Genomic DNA, 17,247 nt, shown 5'->3' on the forward strand with positions numbered 1-17,247 from the left:
CCTCAGGACAAGGGACACGCCATAGCCAAACCTACAAACACCAGGTCCGGGACCACTCTGGCTCCCGGTACGATCCCGGAGACCAGATCTGCATCCCCACCAGTGAGAAATACAGCAAAGTCCTCCCCCCAATAGCTATGCGCCAACTCTAGCTGAGTCAGGACGAACCCCCTCAACATCAATGAGCAGCCCCGCTCGACCGCTTCGACGGTGGTACGACCAGGACCGAGACTTTCCAGTGCGCGCTCGGCAGCCAAATCTCCATAGCGAATTTTACGGGTGTGAGTACGCAATTGATTGCGCATCAACGGCATTCCCGGGCATATAAATCCTCCTAGATGCTCTCCGTCTCCCGCGATGAAGTCCGCAGTAACAGCAGTACCGAAATCAAGCACCAGACACGCGCCCGAAGCGAGATGAAACCCGCCGAGCATCGCCAGCCAGCGATCGAGCCCTAGACGCTCGAACTCCTCGTACCCATTACGCACCCCGGACATTTCGCGAGCCGGAGCCGCGCACACCACCGATACATCAAAAGCCTCCGTCAGCAGAGCAATCAGCACGCCGGTTTCTTCGGTGGTTCTAACACTGACCAACCGACAAAATTTGAGCTCGAGCGCCTTGAGCGCATTCAAGTTCTCCAGTAATGCGAGGTCCGAGTCAACGACCCCCTCACCCACTACCCGACGGGCATCCGCGTCGAGCACACGCCACTTGATGAAACTATTTCCGCAGTCGAGCTCAAGAATCATCACGCAACCTCAGACTGAGCTCACCACCACTAAAGACTTTTTCCAAACCATCCACCTTCAAGCGCAAAGCACCCTGACTATCGATACCCAGTACTTCGCCATCTATTTGGTTAACACCGGCAATCAGCGATACAGCTCGCCCCTGCCATAGATGATTTTGCTCCCACTCAGCCTGGATAGCTGAAAATCCGCCGACCTGATGACGATGCAAATATGCCTGGAGCTTCACACTCAACTCAGCAACCAGGTGATTACGATCAAACACCTTGCCAGACTCAAGGCGCACAGACGTCCACTGCTGATCAACCTCGTCGGCCTGCTGCATGTTCACATTAATTCCAACACCCAACACCACATGACAGACATCAGCAGGATCCCCCACCAACTCGAGCAATATTCCGGCGACCTTCTTCTGCCCAACCAGAACATCATTGGGCCATTTCAACCCAACCCCCGAAACACCAAGCTCTCGCAAGGCCTGCATCACCGCAAGCCCAACGACAAGACTCAAGCCCTCCAGCTGTCGCATTCCACCCTCAATGCGCAACACCAGACTGTAGTAGATGTTTTCTGCAAACGGACTGACCCATTTACGCCCGCGCCTCCCCCGACCGGCAGTCTGCCGCTCGGCGAGCACCAAAAATGGCGCCGCCTGGCCACGCTCGATTGCGCGCAAGGCCTCAGCGTTGGTGGAGTCAATTGAGTCGAAGACCAGAATAGGCCAGTCACAAGAAGGCGCCCGCTCTTTGATGTCGACAGAATCAAGCAGTGTCAACGGCGCAGCCAGCTGATAACCACGACCGCGCACCTTGTGGATGGACAGTCCGAGCTCAGCCTCTAAATGCTGAAGCTGCTTCCATACGGCGCTACGACTAACACCCAAGGCAACGCCCAAGGCCTGACCCGAATGGAATCGACCATCCTTAAGAAGCTTTAGCAACGTCAGCATGCAAATCTCGCCTCACAATGAGGCCCGCATGATAGCCATGCCCCGAGCCGTTGCATAGAAACCCAACAGGGCAGATTTTCCTGCGGACAAAACAAAACCCCTACCTGCATACGCAGATAGGGGTTTCGGAATTTAATCTTGACGATGACCTACTCTCACATGGGGAAACCCCACACTACCATCGGCGATGCATCGTTTCACTGCTGAGTTCGGGATGGGATCAGGTGGTTCCAATGCTCTATGGTCGTCAAGAAATTCGGTAGCCAGTTCGTGTTCTCTTGTGAGATCACGCGCCAGCGAATGGGTATGCGATAGATTTGTGTGTTTGTACTCGAACTTTCGGTTCGTTTCGTCTTCACACACCGCAATCTGGCCTCTTTCGAGTTCACAAATTGCTTGGGTGTTATATGGTCAAGCCTCACGGGCAATTAGTATTGGTTAGCTCAACGCCTCACAGCGCTTACACACCCAACCTATCAACGTCGTAGTCTTCGACGGCCCTTCAGGGGACTCAAGGTCCCAGTGAGATCTCATCTTGAGGCTAGTTTCCCGCTTAGATGCTTTCAGCGGTTATCTATTCCGAACATAGCTACCCGGCAATGCCACTGGCGTGACAACCGGAACACCAGAGGTTCGTCCACTCCGGTCCTCTCGTACTAGGAGCAGCCCCTCTCAAATCTCAAACGTCCACGGCAGATAGGGACCGAACTGTCTCACGACGTTCTAAACCCAGCTCGCGTACCACTTTAAATGGCGAACAGCCATACCCTTGGGACCGGCTTCAGCCCCAGGATGTGATGAGCCGACATCGAGGTGCCAAACACCGCCGTCGATATGAACTCTTGGGCGGTATCAGCCTGTTATCCCCGGAGTACCTTTTATCCGTTGAGCGATGGCCCTTCCATACAGAACCACCGGATCACTAAGACCTACTTTCGTACCTGCTCGACGTGTCTGTCTCGCAGTCAAGCGCGCTTTTGCCTTTATACTCTACGACCGATTTCCGACCGGTCTGAGCGCACCTTCGTACTCCTCCGTTACTCTTTAGGAGGAGACCGCCCCAGTCAAACTACCCACCATACACTGTCCTCGATCCGGATAACGGACCTGAGTTAGAACCTCAAAGTTGCCAGGGTGGTATTTCAAGGTTGGCTCCACGCGAACTGGCGTCCACGCTTCAAAGCCTCCCACCTATCCTACACAAGCAAATTCAAAGTCCAGTGCAAAGCTATAGTAAAGGTTCACGGGGTCTTTCCGTCTAGCCGCGGATACACTGCATCTTCACAGCGATTTCAATTTCACTGAGTCTCGGGTGGAGACAGCGCCGCCATCGTTACGCCATTCGTGCAGGTCGGAACTTACCCGACAAGGAATTTCGCTACCTTAGGACCGTTATAGTTACGGCCGCCGTTTACCGGGGCTTCGATCAAGAGCTTCGCGTTAGCTAACCCCATCAATTAACCTTCCGGCACCGGGCAGGCGTCACACCCTATACGTCCACTTTCGTGTTTGCAGAGTGCTGTGTTTTTAATAAACAGTCGCAGCGGCCTGGTATCTTCGACCGGCATGGGCTTACGCAGTAAATGCTTCACCCTCACCGGCGCACCTTCTCCCGAAGTTACGGTGCCATTTTGCCTAGTTCCTTCACCCGAGTTCTCTCAAGCGCCTTGGTATTCTCTACCCAACCACCTGTGTCGGTTTGGGGTACGGTTCCTGGTTACCTGAAGCTTAGAAGCTTTTCTTGGAAGCATGGCATCAACCACTTCGTGTTCTAAAAGAACACTCGTCATCAGCTCTCGGCCTTAGAATCCCGGATTTACCTAAGATTCCAGCCTACCACCTTAAACTTGGACAACCAACGCCAAGCTGGCCTAGCCTTCTCCGTCCCTCCATCGCAATAACCAGAAGTACAGGAATATTAACCTGTTTTCCATCGACTACGCTTTTCAGCCTCGCCTTAGGGACCGACTAACCCTGCGTCGATTAACGTTGCGCAGGAAACCTTGGTCTTTCGGCGTGGGTGTTTTTCACACCCATTGTCGTTACTCATGTCAGCATTCGCACTTCTGATACCTCCAGCAAGCTTCTCAACTCACCTTCACAGGCTTACAGAACGCTCCTCTACCGCATCACCTAAGTGATACCCGTAGCTTCGGTGTATGGTTTGAGCCCCGTTACATCTTCCGCGCAGGCCGACTCGACTAGTGAGCTATTACGCTTTCTTTAAAGGGTGGCTGCTTCTAAGCCAACCTCCTAGCTGTCTAAGCCTTCCCACATCGTTTCCCACTTAACCATAACTTTGGGACCTTAGCTGACGGTCTGGGTTGTTTCCCTTTTCACGACGGACGTTAGCACCCGCCGTGTGTCTCCCATGCTCGGCACTTGTAGGTATTCGGAGTTTGCATCGGTTTGGTAAGTCGGGATGACCCCCTAGCCGAAACAGTGCTCTACCCCCTACAGTGATACATGAGGCGCTACCTAAATAGCTTTCGAGGAGAACCAGCTATCTCCGAGCTTGATTAGCCTTTCACTCCGATCCACAGGTCATCCGCTAACTTTTCAACGGTAGTCGGTTCGGTCCTCCAGTTAGTGTTACCCAACCTTCAACCTGCCCATGGATAGATCGCCCGGTTTCGGGTCTATTCCCAGCGACTAGACGCCCTATTAAGACTCGCTTTCGCTACGCCTCCCCTATTCGGTTAAGCTCGCCACTGAAAATAAGTCGCTGACCCATTATACAAAAGGTACGCAGTCACCCAACAAAGTGGGCTCCCACTGCTTGTACGCATACGGTTTCAGGATCTATTTCACTCCCCTCTCCGGGGTTCTTTTCGCCTTTCCCTCACGGTACTAGTTCACTATCGGTCAGTCAGTAGTATTTAGCCTTGGAGGATGGTCCCCCCATATTCAGACAAAGTTTCTCGTGCTCCGTCCTACTCGATTTCATGACCAAGAGATTTTCGCGTACAGGGCTATCACCCACTATGGCCGCACTTTCCAGAGCGTTCCGCTAATCTCAAAGCCACTTAAGGGCTAGTCCCCGTTCGCTCGCCACTACTAAGGGAATCTCGGTTGATTTCTTTTCCTCAGGGTACTTAGATGTTTCAGTTCCCCTGGTTCGCTTCTTAAGCCTATGTATTCAGCTTAAGATACCTAACTTATGTTAGGTGGGTTCCCCCATTCAGACATCTCCGGATCAAAGTCTGTTTGCCGACTCCCCGAAGCTTTTCGCAGGCTACCACGTCTTTCATCGCCTCTGACTGCCAAGGCATCCACCGTATGCGCTTCTTCACTTGACCATATAACCCCAAGCAATCTGGTTATACTGTGAAGACGACATTCGCCGAAAATTCGCGATTAAACTCACAAATTTTACCTTAGCCTGAGCCGTTACCAGTGAAAGTAACGTTCAGTCTATCTTTCTATCACATACCCAAATTTTTAAAGAACGATCTAGCCAAAGACTAGAAATCAACATTCACCATCTCGCGATGGAATGCTCATTTCTAAGCTTTACACAATCAGAAGCAGTAGTGGTGGAGCCAAACGGGATCGAACCGTTGACCTCCTGCGTGCAAGGCAGGCGCTCTCCCAGCTGAGCTATGGCCCCGTATTGCTACAGGATCCCACACAAAAATTGGTGGGTCTGGGCAGATTCGAACTGCCGACCTCACCCTTATCAGGGGTGCGCTCTAACCAACTGAGCTACAGACCCAATTTCGGGCTGCTTCTTATCGTCTTCTTCAATGAATCAAGCAATTCGTGTGGGAACTTATGGAGCAGCTGATGTCGTCGATTAAGGAGGTGATCCAGCCGCAGGTTCCCCTACGGCTACCTTGTTACGACTTCACCCCAGTCATGAATCACACCGTGGTAACCGTCCTCCCGAAGGTTAGACTAGCTACTTCTGGTGCAACCCACTCCCATGGTGTGACGGGCGGTGTGTACAAGGCCCGGGAACGTATTCACCGCGACATTCTGATTCGCGATTACTAGCGATTCCGACTTCACGCAGTCGAGTTGCAGACTGCGATCCGGACTACGATCGGTTTTGTGGGATTAGCTCCACCTCGCGGTTTGGCAACCCTCTGTACCGACCATTGTAGCACGTGTGTAGCCCAGGCCGTAAGGGCCATGATGACTTGACGTCATCCCCACCTTCCTCCGGTTTGTCACCGGCAGTCTCCTTAGAGTGCCCACCATTACGTGCTGGTAACTAAGGACAAGGGTTGCGCTCGTTACGGGACTTAACCCAACATCTCACGACACGAGCTGACGACAGCCATGCAGCACCTGTCTCAATGTTCCCGAAGGCACCAATCCATCTCTGGAAAGTTCATTGGATGTCAAGGCCTGGTAAGGTTCTTCGCGTTGCTTCGAATTAAACCACATGCTCCACCGCTTGTGCGGGCCCCCGTCAATTCATTTGAGTTTTAACCTTGCGGCCGTACTCCCCAGGCGGTCAACTTAATGCGTTAGCTGCGCCACTAAGAGCTCAAGGCTCCCAACGGCTAGTTGACATCGTTTACGGCGTGGACTACCAGGGTATCTAATCCTGTTTGCTCCCCACGCTTTCGCACCTCAGTGTCAGTATCAGTCCAGGTGGTCGCCTTCGCCACTGGTGTTCCTTCCTATATCTACGCATTTCACCGCTACACAGGAAATTCCACCACCCTCTACCATACTCTAGCTCGACAGTTTTGAATGCAGTTCCCAGGTTGAGCCCGGGGATTTCACATCCAACTTAACGAACCACCTACGCGCGCTTTACGCCCAGTAATTCCGATTAACGCTTGCACCCTCTGTATTACCGCGGCTGCTGGCACAGAGTTAGCCGGTGCTTATTCTGTCGGTAACGTCAAAACAATTACGTATTAGGTAACTGCCCTTCCTCCCAACTTAAAGTGCTTTACAATCCGAAGACCTTCTTCACACACGCGGCATGGCTGGATCAGGCTTTCGCCCATTGTCCAATATTCCCCACTGCTGCCTCCCGTAGGAGTCTGGACCGTGTCTCAGTTCCAGTGTGACTGATCATCCTCTCAGACCAGTTACGGATCGTCGCCTTGGTGAGCCATTACCTCACCAACTAGCTAATCCGACCTAGGCTCATCTGATAGCGCAAGGCCCGAAGGTCCCCTGCTTTCTCCCGTAGGACGTATGCGGTATTAGCGTCCGTTTCCGAGCGTTATCCCCCACTACCAGGCAGATTCCTAGGCATTACTCACCCGTCCGCCGCTCGCCACCAGGTACAAGTACCCGTGCTGCCGCTCGACTTGCATGTGTTAGGCCTGCCGCCAGCGTTCAATCTGAGCCATGATCAAACTCTTCAGTTCAAACATCTTTGGGTTTTTAAGAAACCCTAAACTTGGCTCAGCAATCGTTGGTTACATCTTTGATTTCTCGCGGAGTAACTTGTGATGCTGATAATCTTGTTGACTATCAGTCTGACTCCACAAGCACCCACACGAATTGCTTGATTCAGTTGTTAAAGAGCGGGTGGTTAAGATCTTTCGTCTCAACCGAGGCGCGCATTCTACAGCGTCCTCTGTATCTGTCAAGCGGTTATTTTCAGAAGTTTTCAAAGTTTCCTCTGCAACTTCAACCACTTGCGCTTCCGATCTCTCGTTAGCGGGAGGCGAATTCTACAGCGTTACTCGCTGCTGTCAACACCTATTTTTCACCGCTTTCGACCGAGAAGATCGAATCGTCAATAAGACGAAAACACACGGCCTTACCAACTCCTTCCAGGCTTCGATGAACTGAAGCAAGCCACTGTCGAAAACTGCGTAACTCTTTGTTTACCAAGGAGTTTTCCGTTTCGACTGCGCCGGAAGTGGGGCGAATTATAGACTTCCAGAATCTGCCGTCAACACCTATTTTCACATTTCTGTCATATAGGTCAAAAAAGCCCCAAAACGCGAAGGCCGAGCCCCAAGGGGCTCGGCCTTCTCCCTTCTACTTACAAGCTAGGGAATGCGAATTGCGAAGCCTCATGGCTCGCCCGTTGCGGCCAGCGCTGGGTAATGGCCTTGCGACGAGTGTAAAAGCGCACGCCATCCGGGCCATAAGCATGCAGGTCGCCAAACAGCGAACGCTTCCAGCCACCAAAGCTGTGATAAGCCACCGGCACCGGCAACGGCACGTTGACGCCGACCATGCCGACCTCAATCTCATCGCAGAACAACCGCGCCGCTTCCCCATCACGGGTAAAGATGCAGGTGCCGTTGCCATACTCGTGATCGTTGATCAGTTGCATCGCCTCTTCCAGGCTATTCACCCGAACGACACACAGCACCGGCCCGAAGATCTCTTCTTTATAGATGCGCATCTCTGGCGTGACGTTATCGAACAGGCAGCCACCCAGGAAGAAGCCTTCCTCATGACCGGCCACACTCAGACCACGACCATCGACCACCAAGGATGCACCGGCCGAAACGCCGTCTTCTATATAGCCACTGACCTTGTCACGAGCCTGACCGGAAACCAGCGGCCCCATGTCCAGACCACAAGTCGTACCCGCGCCGATCTTCAGCGCCTTGATCTGCGGCGTCAGTTTGGCCACCAACGCATCCGCCACCTGATCACCGACACACACCGCCACCGAGATCGCCATGCAACGCTCACCGCAGGAACCGTACGCCGCACCCATTAGCGCGCTGACTGCGTTATCCAGATCCGCATCCGGCATCAGCACCGCATGGTTCTTCGCCCCGCCCAGTGCCTGGACGCGCTTGCCGCGCTTGGTACCTTCGGCGTAGATGTATTCGGCAATCGGCGTCGAGCCAACAAAACTTAGCGCTTTGACTTCCGGCGCTTCGATCAGCGCGTCCACCGCAGCCTTGTCACCATGCACTACGTTCAGCACGCCTTTAGGCAGGCCCGCTTCCAGCAGCAGTTGAGCGATCAACAGTGTCGAGCTTGGATCACGCTCGGATGGCTTGAGGATAAAGCAGTTACCGCAGACGATCGCCAGCGGATACATCCACAGCGGTACCATGGCCGGGAAGTTGAACGGCGTAATACCGGCCACCACGCCCAACGGCTGGAAGTCCGACCAGGCATCAATATTCGGGCCGACGTTACGGCTGTACTCGCCCTTGAGGATTTCCGGCGCCGCGCAAGCGAACTCGACGTTCTCGATCCCGCGCTTCAGTTCACCGGCCGCATCTTCCAACGTCTTGCCGTGCTCTTCGCTGATCAGTTGCGCAATACGCGCTTCGTTCTGCTCCAGCAGTTGCTTGAAACGGAACATCACCTGCGCACGCTTGGCCGGCGGAGTGTTGCGCCAGGCCGGGAACGCAGCCTTGGCCGAGTCGATGGCTTTTTGAATGGTTTCGCGGCTGGCCAACGGCAGCTTGTGGATCGCCTGACCAGTGGACGGGTTGAACACGTCAGCTGTGCGACCGTCTTCGGTCACCAGTTCGCCATTGATCAAATGCGGGATAAGACTCATGCGGGGCTCCTGAAAAAGTGTCCACAGACGCCCATTAAAGGGCGCCTTTATATAGAGGGGGGGAAATCAGTCGATCTTGTTCAGCACTTCGCCGACCGCGTCGAACAGACGATCAAGGTCTTGCGGCTTGCTGTTGAAGGTTGGGCCGAATTGCAGGGTGTCACCGCCGAAGCGCACGTAGAACCCGGCTTTCCACAGCGCCATGCCCGCTTCGAACGGACGAACGATGGCGTCGCCGTCGCGCGGTGCAATCTGGATCGCGCCGGCCAGGCCATAGTTACGAATGTCGATGATGTTTTTCGACCCCTTCAGGCCATGCAGCGCATTTTCGAAATGCGGCGCGACTTCGGCCACGCTCTGCACCAGGTTTTCCTTTTGCAGCAGGTCGAGCGCTGCAAGGCCCGCGGCGCAAGCCACCGGGTGTGCGGAATAGGTGTAGCCGTGGGGGAATTCCACGGCGTACTCAGGCATCGCCTGGTTCATGAACGTCTGATAGATCTCGGAGCTGGCAATCACTGCGCCCATCGGGATCGCGCCGTTAGTGACTTGCTTGGCGATGCACATCAGGTCCGGGGTCACGCCAAAGCTGTCGGCACCGAACATCGAGCCGGTACGGCCGAAACCGGTGATCACCTCGTCGAACACCAGCAGGATGTTGTGCTGATCGCAGATCTCGCGCAGACGCTTGAGGTAACCCTGAGGCGGAACCAGTACGCCAGCGGAGCCGGCCATTGGCTCAACGAATACCGCCGCGATGTTCGAGGCGTCGTGCAGCTCGATCAGTTTCAGCAGTTCATCCGCCAGGGCGATACCACCCTCTGTCGGCATGCCACGGGAATAAGCATTGCTCGCCAGCAAGGTGTGCGGCAGGTGATCGACGTCCATCATCGCCTGACCGAACATTTTGCGGTTGCCGTTCACGCCGCCAAGGCTGGTGCCGGCAATGTTCACACCGTGGTAGCCACGGGCACGACCGATCATCTTGGTCTTGGTCGCCTGGCCTTTCAGGCGCCAGTAAGCGCGGACCATCTTCACGGCGGTGTCAGCGCACTCGGAACCCGAGTCGGTGAAGAACACGTGATTGAGATTACCCGGCGTCAGGTCGGTGATTTTCTCGGCCAGTTGGAACGACAGCGGGTGACCGTACTGGAAGCCCGGCGAGTAATCGAGGGTACCCAATTGCTTGGCGACCGCCTCCTGGATTTCCTTGCGGGTGTGCCCGGCGCCACAGGTCCACAGACCCGACAGCGAATCGTAGACCTTGCGGCCCTTGTCGTCCGTCAGCCAACTGCCTTCAGCCGCCACGATCAGTCGCGGATCGCGCTGGAAATTGCGGTTGGCGGTGTAGGGCATCCAGTGAGCATCGAGCTTGAGCTGGCTGGCCAAAGGAGACTGGGCGTTTTCTGGCAAGTTCATGGCAAAACCTCGCAAGGCAATAAGCGGCGTGGAGATGAAAGCGTTCTTGCAGCTAAATTGCCACGGGGATAAAGTCGGTGAAATCCAACTTTTGTAACGTTCAGTCAGTCCATCACTAAACTTTGAGCAATTAGAGCATGAGCAGCCGTCGCCCCGATCCGCTGGCACAAGTCAGTGACTTTGATATCCGCCTGCTGCGGATTTTTCGCAGCGTGGTGGAATGCGGCGGTTTTTCCGCGGCGGAATCGGTACTGGGAATTGGCCGCTCGGCCATCAGCCAGCAGATGAGCGACCTGGAGCAGCGCCTCGGCTTGCGCCTGTGCCAACGGGGGCGCGCCGGTTTTTCCCTGACCGAAGAAGGTCGTGAGGTCTACCAATCGGCGTTGCAGCTATTAAGTGCGCTGGAAAGTTTCCGCACCGAGGTCAACGGCCTGCACCAACATTTGCGCGGTGAGTTGACCATCGGCCTGACCGACAACCTCGTCACCCTCCCCCACATGCGCATCACCCACGCCCTGGCGCAATTGAAGGAGCGCGGCCCGGACGTGCAAATCCAGATCCGCATGATCGCGCCCAACGAAGTCGAACAGGGCGTACTCGATGGTCGTCTGCATGTCGGCGTGGTGCCGCAGGCCAGTGCGCTGTCGGGGCTGGAATATCAGCCGCTCTACAGCGAACGTTCGCTGCTGTATTGCGCGGTCGGGCATCCGTTGTTTTATGTCGACGACAAACAACTGGACGATAAGCGTCTCAACAGCCAGGACGCCATCGCCCCGACCTTCCGTTTACCGGCGGAGATCCAGGCTCATTACCAGGCACTCAATTGCACCGCCAGCGCGTCCGACCGCGAAGGCATGGCGTTCCTGATCCTGACCGGGCGCTACATCGGTTACCTGCCGGACCACTACGCCAGCCTCTGGGTGCAGCAAGGCCGATTGCGTGCGCTGAAACCCAAGGCGCGTTTCTATGACCTGAGCCTGGCATCGGTCACCCGCAAGGGCCGTCGCCCGCATTTGGTGCTCGAAAGCTTTTTGGAGAGTCTCGCGGCGACGCGCTAGAAAGTCCTGGGCTTTTATCACGCCGGGACTTGTCTGGAACCTGTGGGTGCGCTATCAACGCACTGGTTGCACCCACCCACCTGTCCGGAAGTGCCTATGACCTTTGAAGTCCCAGCCCACGGCGGCAAACCCGCGAGCCGAATTCGTCAGAAGAACGAAGAGACCATCATCAAAGCCGCCGAAGACGAGTTCGCCCGTCACGGGTTCAAAGGCACGAGCATGAACACCATCGCCCTGAATGCCGGGTTGCCCAAGGCGAACCTGCATTACTACTTCACCAACAAACTGGGTTTGTACGTGGCGGTGCTGAGCAACATCCTCCAGTTGTGGGACAGCACCTTCAATACCCTGACCGCCGAGGATGATCCGGCCGAGGCCCTGACCCGGTATATCCGCGCCAAGATGGAGTTCTCCCGCCGTCAGCCGCAAGCCTCGCGGATCTTCGCCATGGAAGTCATCAGCGGCGGCGAATGCCTAACCGAGTATTTCAACCAGGATTATCGTGCCTGGTTCCAGGGCCGGGCGGGTGTGTTCCAGGCCTGGATCGACGCCGGAAAAATGGACCCGGTCGACCCGGTGCACCTGATCTTCCTGCTGTGGGGCAGCACCCAGCATTACGCCGATTTCGCCACGCAGATCTGCCGCGTCACTGGGCGCACCAAGTTGACCAAGCAGGACATGGAAGACGCCGGCGATAACCTGATCCGCATTATTCTCAAGGGCTGCGGCCTGACGCCAGCTATCTAAGACACTTATGCCTTTTACCCTCAGCGGTTTTTGCGAATACCGCGAAGAGATTCGCAAAAGCCGCTTCATCACCTTCGCTGCACCGATCAGCAGCCCGGCTGACGCGCTGGCGTTCATCGAACAGCACAGCGATTTGAATGCCTCGCACAATTGCTGGGCCTGGAAACTCGGTGATCAATACCGCAGCACCGATGACGGAGAGCCTGGCGGCACCGCTGGACGGCCGATTCTGGCTGCGATCGACGCGCAGGATTGCGATCAGGTCGCGGTGCTGGTGATTCGTTGGTATGGCGGTATTCAACTCGGCACCGGCGGCCTCGCCCGGGCGTATGGCGGTGGCGCCAACAAGTGCCTGCAAGCGGCGCCGAAGGTCGAGCTGATCAGCCGGGTACCGGTGAGTTGTGCCTGTGGGTTTGGTGAACTGACGCTGGTGAAGCTTCGGGTGGCAGAGCTCGGTGGGTTGGTGGTGGAAGAAACGTTTACCGCCAACGGGGTGGAGCTGCAATTGGCGCTGGGCGAAGCGCAGATCGATACGCTGCAAACGCAGTTGGCGGATTTGAGTCGCGGGCGCATTTTGTTGCGGCGCTAAAGATCAAAAGATCGCAGCCTTCGGCAGCTCCTACAGTGGGATAGCGATTTCCTGTAGGAGCTGCCGAAGGCTGCGATCTTTTGGGGCACTACCCATTTCCATATACCCGCCACTTGCCCACATCTACTGTGCACCCGGCTGTGGATAACCTGAGCACACCCGGCTGTAACCCTTCTGTCATGCGGCTTTGCGGGCTTTGCTCAATTTTCGTCCAATCCGCCATTAAAAAAGCAAAAACCACTTAAAAACAATAAGTTAGCGCGGTTTATCACCTTTAGAAGAAAGCCGGTCAGTGCTTATGCCCGACCTTTCTGCTTGCGCACAAATACTGTGGAACAATCTGTGGATAACCCGTTCATGGCTGTCGCCGCCCCATGCCCGGCATGGCTTGCCGTCGGTTGCTCGTTTTTTGACCAAATGCCCTGAGCAAAACCGGAGCCTGATCATCGGGCTTTGCCCTTAAGTGGTGCCTGATTTGGAATCGATATAGAGCAAGGCACCGTCCTCAACGCCTTGACCTGCATGGCCTGGAAGATTTCCTGACTAAGTGGCCAGGAAATTGCTTTATCCACAGGCATAACGCCAATCGACCCGAGCCCGTCATGCCCAATCCCGTGCCGATCCCCGATCAAACACCCCGCCTGCAACTGCACAGAATCACCAAGCGCTACCCCGGTTGCCTGGCCAACGATGCTATCGACCTGAGCATCGCACCCGGCGAAATCCACGCCCTGCTCGGCGAAAACGGCGCGGGCAAAAGTACGCTGATGAAGATCATCTACGGTGTGACTCACGCCGATTCGGGGGAGATGATCTGGCAAGGCCAGCGCGTGACCATGCGCAACCCGGCCCAGGCTCGCGGCTTGGGGATCGGCATGGTGTTCCAGCATTTCTCGCTGTTCGAAACCCTGACCGTGGCGCAAAACATTGCCCTTGCGATGGGGGCGGCGGCCGGTACGCCGAAACAGCTTGAGCCGAAAATCCGTGAGGTCTCCCGTCGCTATGGCATGGCGCTGGAACCGGAACGACTTGTCCACAGCCTGTCCATCGGCGAACGGCAACGGGTGGAAATCATTCGCTGCCTGATGCAGGACATCCGCCTGCTGATTCTCGATGAACCGACTTCAGTGCTGACCCCGCAGGAGGCCGACGAGTTGTTCGTCACCTTGCGCCGGCTGGCGACCGAGGGCTGCAGCATCCTGTTTATCAGCCACAAGCTCGGCGAAGTTCGCGCGCTGTGCCACAGCGCTACGGTATTGCGTGGCGGTCGGGTAGCCGGGCATTGCGTGCCGGCCGAGTGCTCGGATCAGCAACTGGCGCGGCTGATGGTCGGTGAAGCGGCCGAGCTGATCACCGAATATCCGAAGGTCGTTGGCAGTGATGCGTTTCTGAACGTGAACGGATTGTCCTGGCACAACCCGGACCCGTTCGGTTGTTCGCTCAAGGACATCGACCTTGAAGTACGCAGCGGCGAAATCGTCGGCATCGCCGGGGTGGCCGGCAATGGTCAGGACGAGTTGCTGGCCTTGCTCAGCGGCGAAGAACGCCTGCACCGCAATGCCGGCAAGACGATCAGTTTCGGCGGGCAACCGGTCGCCCATCTGCCGCCGGATGCACGACGCAAACTCGGCCTGGCATTCGTCCCCGCCGAACGCCTGGGCCACGGCGCGGTGCCGGAGTTGAGCCTGGCCGACAACGCCCTGCTCAGCGCCTTTCAACAAGGGCTGGTGAGCAACGGCCTGATCCAGCGCGGCAAGGTCGAAGCATTGGCCGAAGAAATCATCCGCCGCTTCGGGGTCAAGACGCCTGATACACGGACACCCGCCCGCAGCCTGTCCGGCGGTAACTTGCAGAAATTCATCCTCGGCCGGGAAATCCTCCAGCAACCAAAATTGCTGGTGGCCGCGCACCCGACCTGGGGCGTGGACGTCGGTGCGGCGGCGACCATTCACCGCGCACTGATTGCCTTGCGCGATGCCGGCGCGGCGATCCTGGTGATCTCCGAAGACCTCGACGAACTGTTCCAGATCAGCGACCGACTCGGCGCTTTGTGCAGCGGTCGGATGTCGACACTCCAGGCGACCGTCGACACCCGCCTGATCGATGTCGGCGGCTGGATGGCCGGCCAGTTCGACGCCCCTCAATCACCTGCGCCCGCAACGCTTTAACGGAGTTTCACATGCTGCTTTCTCTCGAACCCCGTGGCCAGCAATCGCGCCTGATGTTGTGGTGCTCGCCATTGCTGGCGGCGGTCCTGACGCTGGGCTGTGGCTCGCTGCTGTTTATCGCGCTGGGCCATGACCCGCTGCTGACGTTGCACACCTTGCTGATCGCACCGCTCAGCGACTTGTATGGCGTCTCCGAGTTGCTGGTCAAAGCGTTGCCGATTCTGCTTTGCGCGTTGGGCCTGGCCGTGGCGTACCAGGCGCGGATCTGGAACATCGGCGCCGAAGGTCAGTTGCTGCTCGGCGCGCTGGCCGGCAGTGCGTTGGCGGTGAACATCATCGATATGCAAAGTCGCTGGGCACTGGTGTTGATCCTGCTCACCGGCACCCTGGCCGGCGCGGCGTGGGCCGGGTTGACCGCATGGTTGCGTACGCGCTTCAACGCCAATGAAATCCTCACCAGCATCATGCTCAATTACATCGCCCTGAACCTGTTGCTGTTCTGCGTGCATGGGCCGTTGAAGGACCCCGCCGGGTTCAACTTTCCGGAGTCGGCAATGTTCGGCGATGCCAGTCGGTTGCCGCTGTTGATGGAGGACGGCCGGGTTCACGCCGGGGTGTATTTCGCCTTGCTCGCGTTGGTGGCGGTGTGGGTGTTGCTGCAGAAAAGCTTTGTGGGGTTCCAGATCAAAGTGCTCGGGCTGGACAAGCGTGCCGCCGGTTTCGTCGGGTTTCGCGAGAAGCGGCTGATCTGGCTGGCGCTGCTGATCAGCGGTGGATTGGCAGGATTGGCCGGCGTATGTGAAGTCACCGGGCCGATTGGCCAACTGGTGCCGCAAGTCTCGCCGGGGTACGGCTATGCGGCGATCACCGTGGCTTTTCTCGGGCGGCTCAATCCCATCGGCATTCTGTTTTCCAGCCTGTTGATGGCGCTGCTGTACATCGGTGGCGAGAGCGCGCAGATGAGCATGAATCTGCCGCAAGCGATCACGCAATTGTTCCAGGGGATGATGCTGTTTTTCCTGCTGGCCAGTGACGTGCTGATTCTCTACCGACCGCGTTTGAACCTGCGCTGGGCCCGCCGCGCACCCGCCACCGCCGTACACGCTGGAGCGCTGTGATGGATATCGATCTGCTGAGCAATATTTTCTACGCCATGATCCGCTGCGGCACGCCGCTGCTGTTGGTGGCGCTCGGTGAATTGATTTGCGAGAAGAGCGGTGTGCTCAATCTCGGTCAGGAAGGAATGATGCTGTTTGGGGCGGTGATCGGTTTTATCGTCGCGCTGAACAGCGGCAACCTGTGGCTTGGCGTGTTGCTGGCGATGCTGGCCGGGATGCTGTTGTCCTCGTTGTTTGCGCTGGTGGCACTGGTGTTCAACGCCAATCAAGTGGCCACCGGGCTGGCGCTGACGATCTTCGGCGTGGGCCTGTCGACGTTCGTTGGCGCGGCTTGGGTCGGTAAACCGCTGGCAGGTTTTGAGCCGGTGGCGATTCCTTATCTGAGTGAGATTCCGTTGATCGGGCGGATGCTGTTTGCGCAGGATTTGCTGGTGTACCTGTCGTTCGCACTGTTTGCGCTGGTGGCGTGGGTGATTCTGAAAAGTCGCGTCGGGTTGATCATTCAGGCAGTGGGGGAAAACCCTGATGCGGCGAGTGCCATGGGCTTGCCGGTGTTGGGCGTGCGCACCTTGGCGGTGTTGTTCGGCGGGGCAATGGCCGGGTTGGCCGGCGCTTATTTGTCGCTGGCTTACACACCGATGTGGGCGGAGAACATGAGCGCCGGCCGAGGCTGGATTGCGTTGGCGCTGGTGGTGTTTGCCAGTTGGCGGGTGTGGCGATTGCTGCTGGGGGCGTATCTGTTCGGGCTCGCCAGCATCCTGCATCTGGTGGCGCAGGGGTTGGGGCTGGCGATTCCTTCCAGCCTGCTGGCGATGCTGCCGTATGTCGCGACCATTGTGGTGTTGGTGTTGCTGTCCCGGGACGCCGTGCGCACACGGTTGTATGCGCCGGTGTCGTTGGGGCAGCCGTGGCAGGCTGGGCATTAGGTGTTGGCCGAGCGGGCCTCATCGCGAGCAGGCTCGCTCCCACAGGGGACCGCGTACTAACCCAGCGA

General features: G+C 56.8%; 10 protein-coding genes, 2 tRNA genes and 3 rRNA genes. 6 read left to right on the plus strand and 9 right to left on the minus strand.

Annotated elements, in window-relative coordinates; all coding sequences use genetic code 11:
* Positions 1 to 2: 2 nt before the first annotated feature.
* From ACYZUD_RS20290 to aptA, 9 genes are all read right to left on the minus strand, one after another.
* A complete protein-coding gene (locus ACYZUD_RS20290) occupies positions 3 to 752 on the minus strand; it encodes a pantothenate kinase (RefSeq protein WP_462019843.1) in 750 nt (249 codons plus the stop codon).
* Entirely contained in the window at positions 742 to 1,701 is a 960-nt protein-coding gene (gene birA / locus ACYZUD_RS20295; RefSeq protein ID WP_462019844.1) for a bifunctional biotin--[acetyl-CoA-carboxylase] ligase/biotin operon repressor BirA, read from the minus strand. Before birA ends, ACYZUD_RS20290 begins: the two co-directional genes overlap by 11 nt.
* 136 nt (positions 1,702 to 1,837) lie before the next feature.
* Positions 1,838 to 1,953: ribosomal RNA gene (rrf, locus tag ACYZUD_RS20300) — 5S ribosomal RNA — on the minus strand.
* Positions 1,954 to 2,108: 155 nt separating this feature from the next.
* Positions 2,109 to 5,000 (minus strand): 23S ribosomal RNA (locus tag ACYZUD_RS20305).
* 235 nt (positions 5,001 to 5,235) lie between these two features.
* Positions 5,236 to 5,311: transfer RNA gene (locus tag ACYZUD_RS20310), tRNA-Ala, on the minus strand.
* 28 nt (positions 5,312 to 5,339) lie between these two features.
* Positions 5,340 to 5,416 (minus strand) — tRNA-Ile (locus ACYZUD_RS20315).
* A gap of 82 nt (positions 5,417 to 5,498) precedes the next feature.
* Positions 5,499 to 7,037 (minus strand): 16S ribosomal RNA (locus ACYZUD_RS20320).
* The 16S, 23S and 5S rRNA genes sit together here with 2 tRNA genes alongside, the layout of an rRNA operon.
* Before the next feature lie 626 nt (positions 7,038 to 7,663).
* Positions 7,664 to 9,157: a CoA-acylating methylmalonate-semialdehyde dehydrogenase gene (locus tag ACYZUD_RS20325; protein WP_462019845.1), complete on the minus strand. Its 1,494-nt coding sequence runs from the start codon at positions 9,155 to 9,157 to the stop codon at positions 7,664 to 7,666.
* 66 nt (positions 9,158 to 9,223) lie between these two features.
* Positions 9,224 to 10,573 (minus strand): omega-aminotransferase AptA, encoded by a 1,350-nt coding sequence (aptA, locus tag ACYZUD_RS20330; protein ID WP_462019846.1) that lies wholly within the window; start codon positions 10,571 to 10,573, stop codon positions 9,224 to 9,226.
* Between the two features lie 137 nt (positions 10,574 to 10,710).
* Here aptA and ACYZUD_RS20335 point away from each other — a divergent pair, with 137 nt between their 5' ends.
* The 6 genes from ACYZUD_RS20335 to ACYZUD_RS20360 all read left to right on the plus strand — a co-directional run bounded on the left by ACYZUD_RS20335 (position 10,711) and on the right by ACYZUD_RS20360 (position 17,179).
* A complete protein-coding gene (locus ACYZUD_RS20335) occupies positions 10,711 to 11,631 on the plus strand; it encodes a LysR family transcriptional regulator (RefSeq protein ID WP_462019847.1) in 921 nt (306 codons plus the stop codon).
* Positions 11,632 to 11,727: 96 nt separating this feature from the next.
* The gene (locus ACYZUD_RS20340) at positions 11,728 to 12,378 is read left to right on the plus strand and encodes a TetR/AcrR family transcriptional regulator (RefSeq protein ID WP_462019848.1); all 651 of its coding nucleotides are present in this window, start codon (positions 11,728 to 11,730) and stop codon (positions 12,376 to 12,378) included.
* Between the two features lie 7 nt (positions 12,379 to 12,385).
* The gene (locus ACYZUD_RS20345; RefSeq protein WP_462019849.1) at positions 12,386 to 12,967 is read left to right on the plus strand and encodes an IMPACT family protein; all 582 of its coding nucleotides are present in this window, start codon (positions 12,386 to 12,388) and stop codon (positions 12,965 to 12,967) included.
* A gap of 602 nt (positions 12,968 to 13,569) precedes the next feature.
* On the plus strand, positions 13,570 to 15,135 hold the full coding sequence (locus ACYZUD_RS20350; RefSeq protein WP_462019850.1) for an ABC transporter ATP-binding protein: 1,566 nt from the start codon (positions 13,570 to 13,572) through the stop codon (positions 15,133 to 15,135).
* A gap of 11 nt (positions 15,136 to 15,146) precedes the next feature.
* Positions 15,147 to 16,253 carry an ABC transporter permease gene (locus ACYZUD_RS20355; RefSeq protein ID WP_462019851.1) on the plus strand — a complete coding sequence of 369 codons (1,107 nt, stop codon included), beginning with the start codon at positions 15,147 to 15,149 and terminating at the stop codon, positions 16,251 to 16,253.
* Positions 16,253 to 17,179 (plus strand): ABC transporter permease, encoded by a 927-nt coding sequence (locus ACYZUD_RS20360; protein ID WP_462019852.1) that lies wholly within the window; start codon positions 16,253 to 16,255, stop codon positions 17,177 to 17,179. Before ACYZUD_RS20355 ends, ACYZUD_RS20360 begins: the two co-directional genes overlap by 1 nt.
* The last annotated feature ends 68 nt before the right edge of the window (positions 17,180 to 17,247 follow it).

The sequence above is a fragment of the Pseudomonas sp. XS1P51 genome, from assembly GCF_054897845.1.

Excerpts from the sequence above, each read along its gene's own strand:
- ACYZUD_RS20290 (WP_462019843.1), bottom strand. The coding sequence starts at position 752 with ATGATTCTTGAGCTCGACTGCGGAAATAGTTTCATCAAGTGGCGTGTG.
- birA (WP_462019844.1), bottom strand. The coding sequence starts at position 1,701 with ATGCTGACGTTGCTAAAGCTTCTTAAGGATGGTCGATTCCATTCGGGT.
- ACYZUD_RS20325 (WP_462019845.1), bottom strand. The coding sequence starts at position 9,157 with ATGAGTCTTATCCCGCATTTGATCAATGGCGAACTGGTGACCGAAGAC.
- aptA (WP_462019846.1), bottom strand. The coding sequence starts at position 10,573 with ATGAACTTGCCAGAAAACGCCCAGTCTCCTTTGGCCAGCCAGCTCAAG.
- ACYZUD_RS20335 (WP_462019847.1), top strand. The coding sequence starts at position 10,711 with ATGAGCAGCCGTCGCCCCGATCCGCTGGCACAAGTCAGTGACTTTGAT.
- ACYZUD_RS20340 (WP_462019848.1), top strand. The coding sequence starts at position 11,728 with ATGACCTTTGAAGTCCCAGCCCACGGCGGCAAACCCGCGAGCCGAATT.
- ACYZUD_RS20345 (WP_462019849.1), top strand. The coding sequence starts at position 12,386 with ATGCCTTTTACCCTCAGCGGTTTTTGCGAATACCGCGAAGAGATTCGC.
- ACYZUD_RS20350 (WP_462019850.1), top strand. The coding sequence starts at position 13,570 with ATGCCCAATCCCGTGCCGATCCCCGATCAAACACCCCGCCTGCAACTG.
- ACYZUD_RS20355 (WP_462019851.1), top strand. The coding sequence starts at position 15,147 with ATGCTGCTTTCTCTCGAACCCCGTGGCCAGCAATCGCGCCTGATGTTG.
- ACYZUD_RS20360 (WP_462019852.1), top strand. The coding sequence starts at position 16,253 with ATGGATATCGATCTGCTGAGCAATATTTTCTACGCCATGATCCGCTGC.